Genomic DNA, 16,430 nt, shown 5'->3' on the forward strand with positions numbered 1-16,430 from the left:
CCGCAAGACCTGCGTTCGGCCTCCTGAAGTCGCGAAGTTACGGGCGGCGCCTGGGCTGACGCAGCTGTCGCTAGTGGACTATGGGATAAACTCTCGATCGGCAACGGCAACGGCAACGGCAACGGCAACGGCAACGGCAGGGATGGGTGGCGGTGCTGGGTGATAGGCATGCCGCATTAGCACAATAGCGAACGGTGGTTGTTCTAAAACCTGCGAAGTAGGACAATTATCGGCTTCACGTCCCAACCAGCGATCTTGCATGGCCTTTCTTGCCCTTGGTATCAACCATAAGACTGCCTCGGTAGACGTACGCGAGCGCGTGGCGTTTACGCCCGAGCAGCTGGTCGATGCCCTGCAGCAGCTGTGCCGACTGACCGCCAGCCGCGAAGCGGCGATCCTGTCGACCTGCAACCGTAGCGAACTCTATATAGAACAGGACCACCTTGCCGCCGATGCTGTGCTGCAATGGCTGGCCGACTATCACCAGCTGAGCCTCGACGAGCTGCGCGCCAGCGCCTATGTCCACGAGGAGCACGACGCGGTCCGGCACATGATGCGGGTGGCCTCCGGCCTCGATTCGCTGGTGCTCGGCGAGCCGCAGATCCTCGGCCAGATGAAGTCGGCCTACGCCGTGGCGCGCGAGGCGGGCACCGTCGGGCCGCTGCTCGGGCGCCTGTTCCAGGCCACCTTCAGTGCCGCCAAGCAGGTGCGCACCGACACCGCCATTGGCGAGAACCCGGTGTCGGTGGCATTTGCCGCGGTCAGCCTGGCCAAACAGATCTTCTCCGACCTGGGCCGCAGCCAGGCGCTGCTGATCGGCGCCGGCGAGACCATCACCCTGGTCGCCCGCCACCTGCACGAGCAGGGCGTGCGGCGTATCGTCGTGGCCAACCGTACCCTGGAGCGCGCCAGTATCCTCGCCGAGCAGTTCGGTGCCCATGCGGTGCTGCTGGCGGACATCCCGCAGGAGCTGGCCAACAGTGACATCGTCATCAGTTCCACCGCCAGCCAGTTGCCGATCCTGGGCAAGGGCGCGGTGGAAAGTGCGCTGAAACAGCGCCGGCACAAGCCGATCTTCATGGTCGACATCGCCGTGCCGCGAGACATCGAACCGCAGGTCGGCGAGCTGGACGACGTCTACCTCTATACCGTCGACGACTTGCATGAAGTGGTCGCGGAAAACCTCAAGAGCCGCCAGGGCGCGGCCCAGGCCGCCGAGGAACTGGTATCGGCGGGCGCGGACGACTTCATGGTGCGCCTGCGCGAGCTGGCGGCGGTGGACGTGCTCAAGGCCTACCGCCAGCAGAGCGAGCGCCTGCGCGACGAGGAACTGCAAAAGGCCCAGCGCCTGCTGGCCAACGGCGGCAACCCCGAGGACGTGCTCATGCAGCTGGCCCGGGGCCTGACCAACAAGCTGTTGCATGCTCCCAGCGTGCAACTGAAAAAGCTCTCCGCCGAAGGCCGCGTCGATGCGCTGGCCATGGCCCAGGAACTCTTCGCCCTCGACGAGGGCTCGACGGACAAATCCCCGCAATGAAAGCGTCGCTGCTGAACAAACTGGACACGCTCCAGGACCGCTTCGAGGAACTCACCGCGTTGCTCGGTGATGCCGAAGTCATTTCCGACCAGACGCGCTTTCGCGCCTATTCCCGCGAATATGCCGAAGTGGAACCGGTCATCGGGGCCTATAAAGAGTGGCGCAAGGTTCAGGACGACCTGGAAGGTGCCCAGGCGCTGCTCAAGGACGCCGACCCCGACCTGCGCGAGATGGCGGTCGAGGAAGTGCGTGAAGCCAAGGAGCTGTTGGTGGGCCTGGAGTCGCAGCTGCAGCGCATGCTGCTGCCCAAGGACCCCAACGACGGGCGCAACGTGTTTCTGGAAATCCGCGCCGGTACTGGCGGCGACGAGGCAGCGATTTTCTCCGGCGACCTGTTCCGCATGTACTCGCGCTATGCCGAGAAGCGCGGCTGGCGCCTGGAGATCCTCTCCGAGAACGAAGGCGAGCACGGTGGCTACAAGGAGATCATTGCCCGGGTCGAAGGGGACAGCGTCTACGGCAAGCTGAAGTTCGAGTCCGGCGCGCACCGCGTGCAGCGTGTGCCGGAAACCGAGTCGCAAGGCCGTATCCATACCTCCGCCTGCACCGTGGCGGTTTTGCCCGAGCCCGACGAGCAGGTGGCGATCGAGATCAACCCGGCCGACCTGCGCGTGGACACCTACCGCGCATCCGGTGCCGGCGGCCAGCACGTCAACAAGACCGATTCGGCGATCCGCATCACCCACTTGCCCACCGGCATCGTGGTCGAGTGCCAGGAAGAACGTTCGCAGCACAAGAACCGTGCCCGCGCCATGTCCTGGTTGTCGGCCAAGCTCAATGACATGCAGACCAGCGCCGCGCAGAACGCCATTGCCAGCGAGCGCAAGCTGCTGGTCGGCTCGGGCGACCGCTCCGAGCGCATCCGCACCTACAATTACCCGCAGGGCCGGGTCACCGACCACCGTATCAACCTCACCTTGTACTCGCTCGACGATGTTCTCGCCGGTGGCGTGGACGCGGTGATCGAACCGTTGCTGGCCGAATACCAGGCCGATCAGCTGGCTGCCCTGGGGGACTGAGATGACCATCATCGCCAGCTTGTTGCGCAACGCGCAGCTGCCCGACTCGCCGACCGAACGGCTGGACGCCGAGCTGCTCCTGGCCGCGGCCCTGGGCAAATCGCGCAGCTACCTGCACACCTGGCCCGAGCGCATCGTCAGCAGCGAGGCGGCAGCCGCCTTCGCCGGCTACCTCGAGCGCCGTCGCGCCGGTGAACCGGTGGCCTATATCCTCGGCCAGCAAGGGTTCTGGAAGCTGGACCTGGAAGTGGCGCCGCACACGCTGATCCCGCGCCCGGACACTGAGCTGCTGGTGGAGACCGCCCTGGAGCTGGTTTCGCCCAAGCCCGCCCGGGTGCTCGACCTGGGCACCGGCACCGGGGCCATCGCCCTGGCCCTGGCCAGCGAGTGTCCTGGTTGGCAGGTGACGGCGGTGGACCGTATCGACGAGGCCGTGGCCCTGGCCGAGCGCAACCGCCAGCGCCTGGGCCTGGGCAATGTCCAGGTGCGCGCCAGCCACTGGTTCGGCGCCCTCGCCGGTGAGCGTTTCGACTTGATCCTCAGCAATCCGCCCTACATCCGCGCCGCCGACCCGCACCTGGTGGCCGGTGACGTGCGTTTCGAACCCAGCAGCGCACTGGTGGCCGGTGAAGACGGGCTGGACGATCTGCGCGTGATCGTCGCCCAGGCGCCAGGGCATCTGTTGCCTGGTGGCTGGCTGCTGCTCGAACATGGCTACGATCAATCCGCCGCGGTTCGTGAATTGCTGGTGATCGGCGGCTTCACCGAGGTGGTCAGCCGCGTTGACCTGGGTGGCCATGAACGCATCAGCCTGGGGCGCCTGCCATGCTGAGCGACCAGGAGCTGTTGCGCTACAGCCGGCAGATCTTGTTGTCGCAGGTGGATATCGACGGCCAGTTGCGCCTGAAGCACGGCAAGGCCCTGGTCATCGGCCTGGGCGGGCTGGGCTCGCCGGTTGCGCTGTACCTCGCCGCGGCGGGTGTCGGTGAGCTGCACCTGGCCGATTTCGACACCGTCGACTTGACCAACCTGCAGCGCCAGGTGATCCACGACAGCGACAGCGTCGGCATGAGCAAGGTCGACTCGGCTATCAGGCGTCTGCAGGCGATCAACCCGCAAGTCAGCCTGATTGCCTATCGCCAGGCGCTGGACGAGGATTCGCTGGCCGCCGCAGTGGCGGCAGTCGACGTGGTGCTGGACTGCTCCGACAATTTCGGCACCCGCGAGGCCGTGAATGCCGCTTGTGTCGCTGCCGGCAAGCCATTGGTCAGCGGTGCGGCGATCCGTCTCGAGGGCCAGTTGTCGGTGTTCGACACGCGGCGCGACAACAGCCCTTGCTACCACTGCCTGTACGGCCATGGCAGTGAGGCCGAACTGACCTGCAGCGAGGCCGGGGTGATCGGCCCGTTGGTGGGGCTTGTCGGTAGCCTGCAGGCGCTTGAGGCCCTGAAGCTGCTGGCCGGTTTTGGCGAGCCACTGGTGGGGCGCCTGTTGCTGATCGACGCCTTGAGTACCCGCATGCGCGAGCTGCGGGTCAAGCGCGATCCGGCCTGCGCCGTGTGTGCCACGCGCCATGGCTGAGCGCACGGCGCCGGTGGGCGTGATGGACTCCGGCGTCGGCGGCTTGTCGGTGCTGGCCGAAATTCAGCGCCTGCTGCCCAGCGAGTCCTTGTTGTACGTGGCCGACAGCGGCCATGTGCCGTATGGCGAGAAATCGCCGGACTACATTCGCCAGCGCCTGCGGCACATCGCCGGTTTTTTCCACGAGCAGGGCGCCAAGGCCATGGTGTTGGCGTGCAACACCGCCACCGTGGCTGCGGTGGCTGACCTGCGCGAGCTGTACCCGGACTGGCCGCTGGTGGGCATGGAGCCAGCAGTCAAGCCTGCGGCGGCGGCGACCCGCTCCGGCGTGGTCGGTGTGCTGGCGACCACCGGTACCCTGCAGAGCGCCAAGTTCGCCGCCTTGCTCGACCGTTTCGCCAATGATGTGCGGGTGGTCACCCAGCCTTGCCCCGGGCTGGTGGAGCGTATCGAGGCTGGCGATCTGTTCAGCGAGCAACTGCGCCAATTGCTGTTGGGCTATGTGAAGCCGTTACTGGCGGCCGGCTGTGACACTTTGATCCTGGGTTGTACCCACTATCCCTTCCTGCGGCCGATGCTGGCCGAAATGGTGCCTGCTCAGGTGGCGATCATCGACACCGGGGCTGCTGTGGCGCGCCAACTGCAAAGGTTGCTGGAGGCACGCGGGCTGCTCGGCGAGGGGCCCGCGCAAGCGACTGCATTCTGGAGCAGTGGTGAGCCGGAACGCCTGCAGAAGGTTTTGCCGCTGTTATGGCATCAGCCTAGCAGCGTGCAGCGATTCCTGCCTTGAGCGGATACCTGCGGGAGCGGGCACGCCGGCTCCTGCATGGGTCAGCTGTTCTTCGGTAGCGGCCACAACTCGTCTGGCTTGAGAACCTCGAGCACCAGCTCGGGTTGACGCTGGTCCAGCCGTGCCAGTAACTCCTGCGCGGCGCTTTGCGCCGTCCAGAACTCCGGGATGACCTGTGCCGAGGTCACCGGGATTTTCAGCGATTGTGGGGCCACCACGGTCAGGTCAATACCCAGCGCCTTCAGGGTGGGACGCTGCAGACGAAGCCACTGTGGCAGGCTGTTGCTGCCACTGGCTGGCTGGTTAGGCTCGAACAGCTGCAATGCCGAGTAACGGCTCAGAACGGCCATCACCTGGGGTTTGTCACCTTTGGCCAGCAGCGGCAAAGCGCCGACCAGGCACTGTTCGGTGGCGCGCAGGTTGCTGCTGACGATCTGTTCGAACAGTTGCGCATCCGTCACATCGACGGGCAGGTAATCGCAGGCTCCGGCATTGATGATCAGGCAATCCAGCGCGCTCCAGCGGCTCGATAGGCGCTGGGCGGCGCCCGCCAAGTCGTCCCCAAGGTGCATCAGGTGCCCACCGTAGCGCTGGCTCAAGTTGTCCAGCTCCTGGCTATCCCTGCCACTGGCGGCAACCTGCTGCCCACTCGCGAGCAACTGTTCCACCAAGGCCAGGCCAAATCCGTGGCTGGCACCTGTAATCCAGAAACGACGTGTCATGCTTTAGGCCCTCTGATCCTGCCTGCTTGGCAAGCCTTTGAAGGCTTCCAATGCACGTTGGCGACTACTTTCGAGATCGACTATCGGGCTCGCGTAAATATTTGTAGCAAATAGATCGTTCAATTTCACCGGTTGGTGGATCGACTTGTCGTCCCTGCCTTTCAATTCCGGTAGCCATCGACGAATGAACACCCCTTTCGGGTCGAAGCGTTGTGACTGGGTAACGGGATTGAATATCCGGAAATAGGGCACTGCGTCGGTGCCCGTCGAGGCGCTCCACTGCCAGCCGCCGTTGTTGGCGGCCAGGTCGCCGTCTATCAGGTGGAGCATGAAGTGGCGCTCGCCATGTCGCCAGTCGATCAGCAGGTTCTTGCTGAGGAACATGGCCACGATCATGCGCAGCCGGTTGTGCATCCAGCCGGTGTCCAGCAACTGGCGCATGGCGGCATCGATGATAGGGAAGCCGGTGCGGCCTTCCTTCCAGGCCTGCAGGTCGCCAGGTGCATCACGCCAAGGCAGCGCCTCGGTGTGTGGGCGGAAGGCGCGATGCCGCGAGACCCGGGGATAACCCACCAGGGTGTGTTTGTAGAACTCGCGCCACAGTAGCTCGTTGACCCAGGTCTGCACACCGACGCTGCCACTGTCGAATTCACCCCGGTTGCTTCCCAGGGCCGCGTGCAGGCACTGACGTGGCGAGACCACACCTGCGGCCAGGTAAGGCGAAAGCTGGCTGGTACCGGCCTTGGCGGGCAAGTCGCGCAGTTGCGCGTAATCCTCGACGGTTTCGTCGACAAAGCGCTGCAACCGCTGCCGTGCTTCATCCTCACCGGCGGGCCAGTGCTGGCGCAGGGCGTCGGAAGGTGCCTCGAAGCCGTCGATACGCTCGGGTATGGCGTCGCTGTGAATACGCAGCGCCTCTTGACGACGTACAGGTGGAACGAGAGAGGGGAGGCTGCGGTGCAGGTGTTCCAGGCAGACCCGTTTGAACTGGCTGAAGACCTGGAAATACTGGCCTGCGCGGGTCAGCACGCTACCGGGCCTGAACAGCAACTGGTCGAGGTGGGCGGTAGCGCCAATTCCTGCGTGTTGCAGCAGGTTCCTAGTCGCTTCGTCGCGCCGGGTCTCGTTGATGCCGTATTCCTCGTTCCAGTGCACGGCCTCGATGCTGTGCTGGCGGCAGACATCGAGCACGCCTTGCGGGACGTCTTCCCAGGTATCGACTTGGCGAATCAACAGCGGAATATTCAGCGCCGCGAGTGACTGGCGCAGCAGCCGCAGGTTGCGCAGCCAGAAGTCGACCTTGCAGGGTGCGTCGTCATGGGCCAGCCACTGGCCAGGACTGGCGACCCACAGGGCCACGGTCGGGCCGCGCTGGCAGGCGGCCGCGAGAGCGGTGTTATCGTCCACACGCAGGTCACTGCGTAGCCATATCAATTGCATGGAATACGACCCAAGGTTGGTCAGGGTAGTTGCAGGCTGCGCAAGGCGGCTTGCGGGCTGTCGAACAGGTACAGGTCGGTAAGCGGCAATGCGCGTAGCTCGGCCTCATGGAGACTGACCGTGCCGCCACCCAGGAGTTTCCTCACGGTGATTTCCTGCAGCACGCGGCCCAATGCGGCGAGGTCGGGGCGGCGTCCGAGGTGCAGCAGCAGTGCTTGAGGTTGCAAGCGCTCCACGGCTTGGCGCAGCTGACGAGGCTCGACCGACCACTCGAGAATCTCCAAAGGACGGCCATTGCTGCTCAGCAGCCAGGCGCAGAGCCAGAACTCCGGGTCAAAGGCTGCATCGTCGGTACGGGCGAGCAGCACGCAGGGGCCGGTGAGCGAGTGGCTGTCGTGATAGACCCGCGCCCCCAGCTTGCTGCGCAGCCAGGTGTGAAAGAACACTTGCTCCAGGCGGGCATCGAAATGGGTTTGCCAGCGCAGGGTGAGGGCCTCCAGCAGGGGCAGGAGCAGGTATTCGCACACGGTCACGGCAGGGTAGAGGGCCATCATCTGGTTCAACAGCTGGTCCAGGGGGCGCTGGGCAAGGCGGGCGATCGCCGTGATCAATTGCTCGACGCGTTCGCCCCATTCGCCTTGGAGGGTTGGCGTGGCGGCCTTGGTGTTGTCCAGCAGCTCGCGCACCTGGCTGATTGCGGCGCCGCGCTCCAGCCAGCGCAGCGCGGCCTGGACCCTTTGTACCTGGTCTTGTGGATAGAGGCGGTGGCCTTTGGGTGTGCGCTGGGGCTTGATAAAGCCGTAGCGACGCTCCCAGGCGCGCAGGGTGACCGGATTGACGCCGGTGAGCCGCGCCACCTCACCGATGGGCAGCAGTTCGTCAGATGGCATTGCGTAATCCAAGGTCTTCCGGGTGGGGTTGCAGGTAGGCCTGTTGCAACAGGTAAGGGTCGGGATGGCAGCGCAAATGGTGCTTGAGCAGGGTCAGTGGGACCACCAGCGGCACTACGCCTCTCTGGTACTGGCCGATGACCTGCTGCAGCTCGGCCTTGTCGCTTTGGCCCAGTTCGTTGCGCAGGTACCCGCTCAGGTGCTGCAGCACATTGCCGTGGGTGCCGCGGCTGGCGCATCGGCGCAGGGCCTGCATCAACTGGCTGAAGTATTGCAGGCCGAGTTGCAACGGGTCGTCGTCCCGGCGCATGTTGCCAAGCAGGCGGCCAAGGGTCCGGTACGCCTGGGGGTTGTGAGCCATCAACAGGTACTTGTAGCGGGCATGGAAGCGCATCAGGGCGCCGCGGCTCATGCCCTGGCGCAGCTGCTGCTGCCAGTCGGCGTAGGCATACACCCGGGCGATGAAGTTTTCTCGCAGTACCGGGTCGTGCAGGCGACCTTCTTCCTCGACCGGCAGGTCCGGGCGCAGGGCGCAGAAAGCCGCGGCATAGACACCGCGGCCATGGTGAGGCGGGCGGCCGTCTTCCTGATAGACCTTGACCCGTTCGAGGCCACAGGACGGTGACTTTTGCATGAAAATGTAGCCGCAGATATCGTCCAGTTCGCCGGCCATCTGCTCACCGTAGGCGCGCAGTGGGCCGGCGAGGTCGGTGGTGCTGTTGCGCGTGCCGGTGACCGCTGGATGTGCAGGGTCCCCCACCAGGCGGATAGGTTCGCGCGGGGTGCCCAGGCCGATGGCGACTTCGGGGCACAGCGGCGCCCAGTCAAAGTGCTTGTCGAGCAGGTCAAGACACAGGCTGGAGGCCTTGTGGCCGGCGTTGTAGCGCACGTTGAGGCCGGTCAGGCAGGCGCTGATGGCCAGGCGTGGCTTGCCGTTGGGCGTGGGAGCGTTCATCACTGTCTCCGAATGACTTGTACAGGCAGCACAATTTGTACAAGGCAATTTCAGCACAGATGAAAACTTATACAAACAAATTTTTTGTATAAGTTTAATGAGCGCCTATTCCAGGTGCTCCAACAAGCGCCTGGCGGCTTCCTGGCCGCTAAGCCAGGCGCCCTCGACGCGCCCGGACAGGCACCAGTCGCCACAGGCGTACAGGCCCAGGTCGGCATCGGCCAGCGCGCCCCACTCATGGTTGCTGGTGGGGCGGGCGTAGAGCCAGCGGTGGGCGAGGGCAAAGGTTGGCGCGGGTACCACGCAACCGACCAGTTCGGCGAACTCACCCCGCAGTTGCTCGATCACTTCCTCCTTGGCCAGGTCGATATGCTGCCTGCTCCAGCTGGAGGTGGCATGCAGCACCCAGGTGTCGAGTTGCTCGTCACGGCCTGGCTTGCTGCGGTTGCGCGCCAGCCAGTCGAGCGGGTTGTCCTGGACGAAGCAGCCCTGCATCGGGGTGTCGAGTGGTGTCTCGAAGCCCAGGGCGATGGCCCAGGTCGGCTCCATCTGTACACCGGCGGCAACCGCCGCGAGTTTCGGCGCGGCCGCCAGCAGCGGTGTGGCCTGAGGGGCCGGCACGGCGATCACCACGCGGCTGAACGGCCCATGGCTGCAGCCTTCGGTGTCCTGCAGGTGCCAGTACTGCTTGCCACGGAACACTTCGGCGATGCGGCAGCCGAAATTGACCGTGACATCCTTGAGCAGGCCACGGGTGATGGCGCTCATGCGCGGCACGCCGACCCAGCGTACCTGTTCGTCGGGGGAGGGCGTCAGTTCGCCATCGCGGTAGTTGTACAACTGCGGTTTCCACTGCTCGGCCCAGCCTGAGGCGACCCAGTGCTGGACCTGTTCGACGAAGCGCCGGTCACGTGCCGTGAAGTACTGCGCGCCCAGGTCGAGGGCCCCGGCCTCGCTGCGCTTGCTGGCCATGCGGCCTCCGCTGCCATGGCCCTTGTCGAACAGGTGGACGGTCTGCCCGGCCTTCTGCAGGGCCTGGGCTGCGGACAGGCCGGCGATACCGGCTCCGATGATGGCGATGGGTACTGTCATGATGGCCTCTTCGAACCTAGCTTTACGCAGCGTACGCTGCCAGGCAAACCTGTACAATGCACAATGTTTGTATAAGGTTATTCCGCTCGATAGGCAGGTGGCCTATGTTTATCCGAGAGCGATCGGTCAAAAAAGTGCCTTGATCTTAAAAATAGACCACGGCCGCCAACTGTGAGGACACAGCCATGCATATATTGCTGACCGGCGGTACCGGCCTTATCGGCCAACACCTTTGCCAACGGTGGCAGGCCGAGGGCCATCGGCTGACGGTCTGGAGCCGCCGGCCGGAACAGGTGGCGAAAATCTGTGGCACTGGAGTGCGTGGCGTCGCGCGGCTGGACGATATCGCCGCCGACGACCCAGTGGATGCGGTCATCAACCTGGCCGGCGCGCCCATCGCCGATCGTCCCTGGACTGCGGCGCGCCGCACCCTGCTCTGGGCCAGCCGGGTGGCGCTCACCGAGCAGCTGCTGGCCTGGCTGGAGCGCCGCGAACAGCGCCCGTCGGTGCTGATCTCGGGCTCTGCGGTGGGCTGGTACGGCGACGGCGGCGAGCGCGAGCTCACGGAGAGCTCGGCCCCGGTGAAGGAGGACTTCGCCAGCCAGCTGTGCATCGCCTGGGAGGAGACTGCCCTGCGTGCGCAGGCATTGGGTATCCGCGTCGTGCTGGTGCGCACCGGCCTGGTGCTGGCTGCCGATGGCGGCTTTTTGTCGCGCCTGCGCCTGCCCTACAAACTGGGCCTTGGCGGGCCATTGGGGGATGGTCGGCAGTGGATGCCTTGGGTGCATATCGACGATCAAATCGCCTTGATTGATTTTCTCATGCAGCAAAAGGAAGCCAGCGGTCCCTATAATGCCTGCGCGCCGGAGCCGGTACGCAACCGCGAGTTCGCCAAGCGCCTGGGGCGCACCTTGCATCGTCCGGCATGGATGCCGATGCCGGCGCTGCTGCTCAAGGCCGGGCTCGGCGAGATGTCGACGCTGCTGCTCGGTGGCCAGCGCGCCCGCCCTGTGCGTCTGCTGGCGGCGGGTTTCACGTTCCGTTTCAACGATCTGCAATCGGCGTTGGACAACCTGTCCAGCCGCCTCTGACATAGGACGCTGCATGACCGATCATGCCCTGCTGCTGGTCAACCTCGGTTCGCCGGCTTCCACCTCGGTGGCCGACGTGCGCCGCTACCTCAACCAGTTCCTGATGGACCCGTACGTGATCGATCTGCCCTGGCCGGTGCGGCGGTTGCTGGTGTCGCTGATCCTGATCAAGCGGCCGGAGCAGTCTGCCCATGCCTATGGGTCGATCTGGTGGGACGAAGGCTCGCCCCTGGTGGTACTGACCCGCCGCCTGCGCAAGGCGATGGTCGAGCATTGGCCCCATGGCCCGGTGGAGATCGCCATGCGCTATGGCGAGCCGGCACTGCCTGGCGTGCTCGAGCGCCTGGCTGCGCAAGGTGTGCGCAAGGTGACGTTGGCACCGCTTTATCCACAGTTCGCCGACAGTACCGTGACCACGGTGGTGGAACTGGCGAAGCAGACCATCGCCGAGCGCCGGCTGCCCCTGCAGACCCGCGTGCTCCAGCCGTTCTACGAGCATCCCGACTATATCGAGGCATTGGTCGCCAGCGCCCGCCCGTACCTCGAGCAGGACTACGATCACCTGTTGCTGAGCTTCCATGGTTTGCCTGAGCGACACCTGAAAAAGCTCGACCCCACCGGCAATCACGACTTCCAGGCTGCCGACTGCTGCAAGGACGCCAGCGCCGAGATGCGCGCGGTGTGTTATCGCGGCCAGTGCCTGGCCACGGCCAGGGCCTTCGCGACGAAGATGGGCATTCCGGACGGCAAGTGGTCAGTATCGTTCCAATCGCGCCTGGGCCGGGCCAAGTGGATCGAGCCCTACACCGAAACGCGGCTGGATGAACTGGGCAAGGCGGGGGTGAAGAAGTTGCTGGTGATGTGCCCGGCTTTTGTTGCCGACTGCATCGAGACGCTGGAAGAGATCGGTATGCGCGGCAGTGAGCAGTTCATCGAGGCCGGCGGCAAGGAACTGGTGCTGGTGCCGTGCCTGAACGATCACCCGGAGTGGGTGAGGGTGCTGGCGGGGATGTGCGAGAAGGCCTGAGCGTGAGTTCGTGGTGCTGCGTGGGAGCGGGCTTGCCCCGCGATGGCGATGGCCTGGGCTGACGCCATCGCGGGACAAGCCCGCTTTCACATAGGTGCAGCTACTTCGTCATTCAAGGCAACTGATCATCCAGCTTCTTGTTCTTCCAGCCATCATTGCCCGGCAGGATCAGGTTCAGGGCAATGGCCACCACGGCGCACAGGGCGATGCCCTTCAGGCCCCAGTCGTCCGGGCCGTCACCGCTGCCGATCAGCACGCCGCCGATACCGAATACCAGGGTCACCGAGACGATCACCAGGTTGCGGGCTTCGGCCAGGTCGATCTTGTGGCGGATCATGGTGTTCATGCCCACCGCGGCGATCGAGCCGAACAACAGGCAGAGAATGCCGCCCATCACCGGCACCGGAATGCTCTGCAGCAATGCGCCGAATTTGCCGATGAAGGCCAGGGTGATGGCGAATACCGCCGCCCAGGTCATGATCTTCGGGTTGTAGTTCTTGGTCAGCATCACCGCGCCGGTCACTTCGGCGTAGGTGGTGTTGGGCGGGCCGCCGAACAGGCCGGCTGCCGTGGTGGCCAGGCCGTCACCCAGCAGCGTGCGGTGCAGGCCGGGTTTTTTCAGGTAGTCGCGGCCGGTCACGCTGCCCACCGCAATCACCCCGCCGATGTGTTCGATCGCCGGGGCCAGGGCCACGGGCACGATGAACAGAATGGCCTGCCAGTTGAAGGCTGGCGCGGTGAAGTTGGGCAGTTCCAGCCATGGGGCCGCGGCGATCTTGGCAGTGTCGACCACGCCGAAGGCGAATGACAGAGCGAAGCCCACCAGCACGCCGGAGATGATCGGTACCAGGCGGAATATGCCTTTGCCGAACACGGCCACGATCAGCGTGGTCAGCAGTGCCGGCATGGAGATCAGCATGGCGGTCTTGTACGGCATCAGCGCAGCGCCGTCACCACCCTTGCCCATCGCCATGTTGGCGGCAATCGGCGCCATGGCCAGGCCGATGGAAATGATCACCGGGCCGATGACCACCGGCGGCAGCATGCGGTCGATGAAACCGGTGCCCTTGATCTTCACCATCAGGCCCATGAAGGTGTACACGAAGCCTGCCGCCATGACGCCGCCCATGGTCTCGGCCAGGCCGAACTGGCCCTTGGCGAGGATGATCGGGGTGATGAAAGCGAAGCTCGAGGCCAGGAACACCGGAACCTGACGGCCCGTGACCAGCTGGAACAGCAGGGTGCCGATGCCGGCGGTGAACAGCGCCACATTGGGGTCGAGGCCGGTGATCAGCGGCATCAGCACCAGCGCGCCGAATGCCACGAAGAGCATCTGCGCGCCCGAAACGACCTGGCGCCAGAGCGGGTCGTTGAAGCCGTCCTGCATGGTCAGGCGTCCTTCTGCTTGGTGCCGAAGATCTTGTCGCCGGCATCACCCAGGCCCGGCACGATGTAGCCGTGCTCGTTGAGGCGCTGGTCGATCGAGGCAGTATAGATCTGCACGTCCGGGTGGGCTTTTTCCACCACTTCGATGCCTTCGGGCGCCGCGACCAGGACCATGGCGCGGATTTCCTTGCAGCCGGCTTTTTTCAGCAGGTCGATGGTGGCGACCATCGAGTTGCCGGTGGCCAGCATCGGGTCGATGATCAGGGCCAGGCGCTGGTTGATATCCGGCGCGAGCTTCTCGAGGTAGGTATGGGCTTCGAGGGTTTCTTCGTTGCGGGCCACGCCCACGGCGCTGACCTTGGCGCCGGGGATCAGGCTGAGCACGCCGTCGAGCATGCCGATGCCGGCGCGCAGGATCGGCACTACGGTGATCTTCTTGCCGGCGATTTTCTCGACTTGCACCTTGCCGCACCAGCCGTCGATCTCGTAGGTTTCGAGCGGCAGGTCCTGGGTGGCTTCATAGGTCAGCAGTGCACCGACTTCCTGGGCGAGTTCGCGAAAATTCTTGGTGCTGATATCGGCACGGCGCATCAGGCCGAGCTTGTGGCGGATCAGCGGATGGCGGATCTCACGAGTAGGCATAGGGGGAGGGCTCCGGGAGGCGGGCAAAAAAACCGCGCTAGATTAATCTATTCAGTCCTTGATGTCGTGCAGTCATTGTGCACGTTAGTCCATAAAGGCTTGATCTGGGACGAGCGGATGCGTACCTTTGCCCGCTTTTCCAAAACGCACCCCCTGGAGAGCGCCATGTCCGCCGATCTCGAGCATATCCGTCAAGTGATGCGCGAGGCTGATTGCCTGTACAACGAAGCCGAGGTCGAGGCCGCCATCGCCGAGGTCGGCAAACAGATCTGCAAGGACCTGCACGACAAGAACCCGGTGGTCTTCTGCGTGATGAACGGTGGCCTGATCTTCTCTGGCAAGCTGCTGACCCACCTGCAGTTCCCGTTGGAGGCCTCGTACCTGCACGCCACCCGTTACCGCAACACCACCAGCGGTGGCGAGCTGTTCTGGAAGGCCAAGCCGGAAGTGTCGTTCATCGATCGTGACGTGCTGATCGTCGACGATATCCTCGACGAAGGGCACACCCTCAGCGCCATCATCGAGTTCTGCAAGCACGCCGGCGCCCGCGCCGTGCACACCGCAGTGCTGATCGACAAGGACCACGACCGCAAGGCCAGCCCGGACCTGAAGGCCACCTACACCGGCTTGTCGTGCGTCGATCGCTACGTCTTCGGCTACGGCATGGATTACAAGGGCTACTGGCGCAACGCCAACGGCCTCTTCGCCGTCAAGGGGATGTGAGCATGCGCCAGCCTGCGTTCCTCGATCAGTCGTTGTTCGTCGGGTTGGCGCATCAAGCCATCTCCAACCCACGTGGTCGGCAGAACCACAACTTTCATGCGATGGAGGAGCCTTGCCACCGCATGGCCGTTGGCCTGCAGCCGCGTACCTATATCCAGCCCCATCGTCATTTGAGCGACGACAAGGCCGAGACGCTGATTGTGCTGAAGGGGCGTCTGGGCTTGCTGATTTTCGATGACCAGGGCGCTGTGATTGGCAAGCGTGTGCTCGAGGCGGGAGGGGAGTGCCTGGGCGTCGACCTGGTCCCGGGCGTTTTCCATGGCCTGGTGGTGCTGGAAGATGACAGCATCATGTTCGAATGCAAGGCGGGCCCGTATCGTCCGGTAGGCGAGGGTGAGCTGGCTGAGTGGGCGCCTCGCGACGGCGACGCGGGCGTCGGCGATTACCACGCCTGGATGCGCGCGCAGTTCGATTGAGCTTGCCCCCCATCTTGAGCCCGCTCCCTCACCTCGGGACCGGGCTTGCCCCGCGCCAGGGCCTGTGCGTAGAGTGCCTGCTCATGCCAAGGAGCCCCACATGCGTGCGATCGTCCCCCTCCTGCTGGCGGTGAGCCTGCCGCTTGCCGCCGCGCCGCTGCACAGCCAGTTCCTCCCGCCCGACGACCTCTCCCTGCGCCAGGAAGCACCGGCCAGCCAGCAACTGCTGCAGGTCACCGACTACAGCGTGGTGGTCGGTACCCAGCGCCAGTCCGACCAGCAGCCGATCCCGATCACCTCTTCCTTGCAGGTGCGCCTGAAGGGCAAGCCGCTGAGCAAGGGCTCGACCATCGGCCAGGTCCTGCTCAATTTCGACGGCGAGGGCGGCAAGAGCCTGAAGAAACCGGTGTACGACGACAAGACCCGCACCCTGACGCTCAACTACCCGCTGGCCAACTACCGTGTGGTCATGGACCTGCTGCGTAACGAGACGCTCTACGTTCAGTTCCTCACCTATGCCAACGGCCATATCTGGGCCGATCTGCACACCGGCACCGTACGTACGCGTTGAGGCTCGCCGTCGCCGGGGGGTAAACTGCCGGCCTTCGAAAATGTCCGTGATGGTCCAGTTGGAGTCGGCGATGCGTAAAGACAAGAAACAAGTGATTGGTGACGAGATCAGCGACGAGTACATCAAGACGTTCCTGCAGTTCGAGCCGGCCGATGGCCTGACTTCGCCTTCGCATCACAAGCTGATCAAGGGATACCGCGGCTTGCGCGTCGACGACTTCGAACGTTACGTCGGTTTCTTCGTGGCGGCCGGCTACGACCTGGATGGCAAGGACGAACATGGCAAGACTTTCGTCGAGGCCATCGCCGACCAGCGCAATGCGCCGGAGTACATCGAGATCATCGACAACGCCCGCGGCTGATCTGGCTGGCCCGCTTTGCGGGCTCGGCCCAGGCACAAAAAAACGCCCCGAAGGGCGTTTTTTTGTT

18 protein-coding genes are annotated in these 16,430 nt (G+C 64.4%); 11 read left to right on the top strand and 7 right to left on the bottom strand.

Translation table 11 applies throughout. The annotated features are described in order from the left end of the window. Window positions 1–259 precede the first annotated feature (259 nt). The 5 genes from hemA to murI are packed head-to-tail and all read left to right on the top strand — an operon-like array spanning window position 260 to window position 4,987. Window positions 260–1,537 (top strand): glutamyl-tRNA reductase, encoded by a 1,278-nt coding sequence (hemA, locus tag AC3WL2_RS10710; protein ID WP_102685314.1) that lies wholly within the window; start codon window positions 260–262, stop codon window positions 1,535–1,537. Next, window positions 1,534–2,616: a peptide chain release factor 1 gene (gene prfA / locus AC3WL2_RS10715; protein ID WP_102685313.1), complete on the top strand. Its 1,083-nt coding sequence runs from the start codon at window positions 1,534–1,536 to the stop codon at window positions 2,614–2,616. Before hemA ends, prfA begins: the two co-directional genes overlap by 4 nt. A gap of 1 nt (window position 2,617) precedes the next feature. Continuing rightward, window positions 2,618–3,448: a peptide chain release factor N(5)-glutamine methyltransferase gene (prmC, locus tag AC3WL2_RS10720; protein WP_102685312.1), complete on the top strand. Its 831-nt coding sequence runs from the start codon at window positions 2,618–2,620 to the stop codon at window positions 3,446–3,448. Beyond that, the gene (locus AC3WL2_RS10725; protein ID WP_102685311.1) at window positions 3,442–4,197 is read left to right on the top strand and encodes a molybdopterin-synthase adenylyltransferase MoeB; all 756 of its coding nucleotides are present in this window, start codon (window positions 3,442–3,444) and stop codon (window positions 4,195–4,197) included. Before prmC ends, AC3WL2_RS10725 begins: the two co-directional genes overlap by 7 nt. Next, window positions 4,190–4,987: a glutamate racemase gene (gene murI, locus AC3WL2_RS10730; RefSeq protein WP_102685310.1), complete on the top strand. Its 798-nt coding sequence runs from the start codon at window positions 4,190–4,192 to the stop codon at window positions 4,985–4,987. Before AC3WL2_RS10725 ends, murI begins: the two co-directional genes overlap by 8 nt. Window positions 4,988–5,028: 41 nt before the next feature. On the opposite strand, the gene AC3WL2_RS10735 is transcribed toward murI, so the two are convergent. From AC3WL2_RS10735 to AC3WL2_RS10755, 5 genes are all read right to left on the bottom strand, one after another. Continuing rightward, window positions 5,029–5,709, bottom strand: coding sequence for an SDR family NAD(P)-dependent oxidoreductase (locus tag AC3WL2_RS10735; RefSeq protein ID WP_102685309.1), 681 nt, complete (start codon window positions 5,707–5,709; stop codon window positions 5,029–5,031). A gap of 3 nt (window positions 5,710–5,712) precedes the next feature. Further along, entirely contained in the window at window positions 5,713–7,149 is a 1,437-nt protein-coding gene (gene phrB / locus AC3WL2_RS10740) for a deoxyribodipyrimidine photo-lyase (protein ID WP_102685308.1), read from the bottom strand. Window positions 7,150–7,169: 20 nt separating this feature from the next. Next, a complete protein-coding gene (locus AC3WL2_RS10745; RefSeq protein ID WP_102685307.1) occupies window positions 7,170–8,039 on the bottom strand; it encodes a MerR family transcriptional regulator in 870 nt (289 codons plus the stop codon). Then, window positions 8,029–8,994: a YbgA family protein gene (locus AC3WL2_RS10750; RefSeq protein WP_102685306.1), complete on the bottom strand. Its 966-nt coding sequence runs from the start codon at window positions 8,992–8,994 to the stop codon at window positions 8,029–8,031. Before AC3WL2_RS10750 ends, AC3WL2_RS10745 begins: the two co-directional genes overlap by 11 nt. A 105-nt stretch (window positions 8,995–9,099) precedes the next feature. Then, a complete protein-coding gene (locus AC3WL2_RS10755; protein ID WP_102685305.1) occupies window positions 9,100–10,086 on the bottom strand; it encodes an NAD(P)/FAD-dependent oxidoreductase in 987 nt (328 codons plus the stop codon). Between the two features lie 185 nt (window positions 10,087–10,271). Between AC3WL2_RS10755 and AC3WL2_RS10760 the strand changes: the two genes are divergently transcribed. Together AC3WL2_RS10760 and hemH are read left to right on the top strand one after the other, a co-directional pair. After that, window positions 10,272–11,177 (top strand): TIGR01777 family oxidoreductase, encoded by a 906-nt coding sequence (locus AC3WL2_RS10760; RefSeq protein ID WP_102685304.1) that lies wholly within the window; start codon window positions 10,272–10,274, stop codon window positions 11,175–11,177. A 13-nt stretch (window positions 11,178–11,190) separates the two neighbouring features. After that, on the top strand, window positions 11,191–12,204 hold the full coding sequence (gene hemH / locus AC3WL2_RS10765) for a ferrochelatase (protein WP_102685303.1): 1,014 nt from the start codon (window positions 11,191–11,193) through the stop codon (window positions 12,202–12,204). A gap of 112 nt (window positions 12,205–12,316) precedes the next feature. Here the strand turns inward: hemH and AC3WL2_RS10770 are convergent, their stop codons facing one another. Together AC3WL2_RS10770 and upp are read right to left on the bottom strand one after the other, a co-directional pair. Further along, on the bottom strand, window positions 12,317–13,591 hold the full coding sequence (locus AC3WL2_RS10770; protein ID WP_038707351.1) for a uracil-xanthine permease family protein: 1,275 nt from the start codon (window positions 13,589–13,591) through the stop codon (window positions 12,317–12,319). A 2-nt stretch (window positions 13,592–13,593) separates the two neighbouring features. Then, window positions 13,594–14,232 (bottom strand): uracil phosphoribosyltransferase, encoded by a 639-nt coding sequence (gene upp, locus AC3WL2_RS10775; RefSeq protein ID WP_023630748.1) that lies wholly within the window; start codon window positions 14,230–14,232, stop codon window positions 13,594–13,596. Window positions 14,233–14,397: 165 nt separating this feature from the next. Between upp and AC3WL2_RS10780 the strand changes: the two genes are divergently transcribed. The 4 genes from AC3WL2_RS10780 (at window position 14,398) to AC3WL2_RS10795 (ending at window position 16,363) form a co-directional block, all read left to right on the top strand. Then, the gene (locus AC3WL2_RS10780) at window positions 14,398–14,955 is read left to right on the top strand and encodes a hypoxanthine-guanine phosphoribosyltransferase (protein WP_023630749.1); all 558 of its coding nucleotides are present in this window, start codon (window positions 14,398–14,400) and stop codon (window positions 14,953–14,955) included. A gap of 2 nt (window positions 14,956–14,957) precedes the next feature. Next, window positions 14,958–15,431, top strand: a complete 474-nt coding sequence (locus AC3WL2_RS10785) for a WbuC family cupin fold metalloprotein (protein WP_102685302.1) — start codon at window positions 14,958–14,960, stop codon at window positions 15,429–15,431. Window positions 15,432–15,531: 100 nt separating this feature from the next. Then, entirely contained in the window at window positions 15,532–16,002 is a 471-nt protein-coding gene (locus AC3WL2_RS10790; protein WP_102685301.1) for a hypothetical protein, read from the top strand. A gap of 70 nt (window positions 16,003–16,072) precedes the next feature. Next, window positions 16,073–16,363, top strand: a complete 291-nt coding sequence (locus AC3WL2_RS10795) for a PA4642 family protein (RefSeq protein ID WP_102685300.1) — start codon at window positions 16,073–16,075, stop codon at window positions 16,361–16,363. Window positions 16,364–16,430 lie beyond the last annotated feature (67 nt).

This window comes from Pseudomonas sp. FW305-96 (assembly GCF_058783825.1).

Coding starts and splice junctions, on each gene's coding strand:
- hemH (WP_102685303.1), top strand. CDS start 11,191: ATGACCGATCATGCCCTGCTGCTGGTCAACCTCGGTTCGCCGGCTTCC.
- AC3WL2_RS10735 (WP_102685309.1), bottom strand. CDS start 5,709: ATGACACGTCGTTTCTGGATTACAGGTGCCAGCCACGGATTTGGCCTG.
- prmC (WP_102685312.1), top strand. CDS start 2,618: ATGACCATCATCGCCAGCTTGTTGCGCAACGCGCAGCTGCCCGACTCG.
- AC3WL2_RS10780 (WP_023630749.1), top strand. CDS start 14,398: ATGTCCGCCGATCTCGAGCATATCCGTCAAGTGATGCGCGAGGCTGAT.
- AC3WL2_RS10770 (WP_038707351.1), bottom strand. CDS start 13,591: ATGCAGGACGGCTTCAACGACCCGCTCTGGCGCCAGGTCGTTTCGGGC.
- AC3WL2_RS10760 (WP_102685304.1), top strand. CDS start 10,272: ATGCATATATTGCTGACCGGCGGTACCGGCCTTATCGGCCAACACCTT.
- AC3WL2_RS10790 (WP_102685301.1), top strand. CDS start 15,532: ATGCGTGCGATCGTCCCCCTCCTGCTGGCGGTGAGCCTGCCGCTTGCC.
- phrB (WP_102685308.1), bottom strand. CDS start 7,149: ATGCAATTGATATGGCTACGCAGTGACCTGCGTGTGGACGATAACACC.
- AC3WL2_RS10750 (WP_102685306.1), bottom strand. CDS start 8,994: ATGAACGCTCCCACGCCCAACGGCAAGCCACGCCTGGCCATCAGCGCC.
- AC3WL2_RS10725 (WP_102685311.1), top strand. CDS start 3,442: ATGCTGAGCGACCAGGAGCTGTTGCGCTACAGCCGGCAGATCTTGTTG.
- AC3WL2_RS10755 (WP_102685305.1), bottom strand. CDS start 10,086: ATGACAGTACCCATCGCCATCATCGGAGCCGGTATCGCCGGCCTGTCC.
- AC3WL2_RS10745 (WP_102685307.1), bottom strand. CDS start 8,039: ATGCCATCTGACGAACTGCTGCCCATCGGTGAGGTGGCGCGGCTCACC.
- hemA (WP_102685314.1), top strand. CDS start 260: ATGGCCTTTCTTGCCCTTGGTATCAACCATAAGACTGCCTCGGTAGAC.
- AC3WL2_RS10795 (WP_102685300.1), top strand. CDS start 16,073: ATGCGTAAAGACAAGAAACAAGTGATTGGTGACGAGATCAGCGACGAG.
- AC3WL2_RS10785 (WP_102685302.1), top strand. CDS start 14,958: ATGCGCCAGCCTGCGTTCCTCGATCAGTCGTTGTTCGTCGGGTTGGCG.
- upp (WP_023630748.1), bottom strand. CDS start 14,232: ATGCCTACTCGTGAGATCCGCCATCCGCTGATCCGCCACAAGCTCGGC.
- prfA (WP_102685313.1), top strand. CDS start 1,534: ATGAAAGCGTCGCTGCTGAACAAACTGGACACGCTCCAGGACCGCTTC.
- murI (WP_102685310.1), top strand. CDS start 4,190: ATGGCTGAGCGCACGGCGCCGGTGGGCGTGATGGACTCCGGCGTCGGC.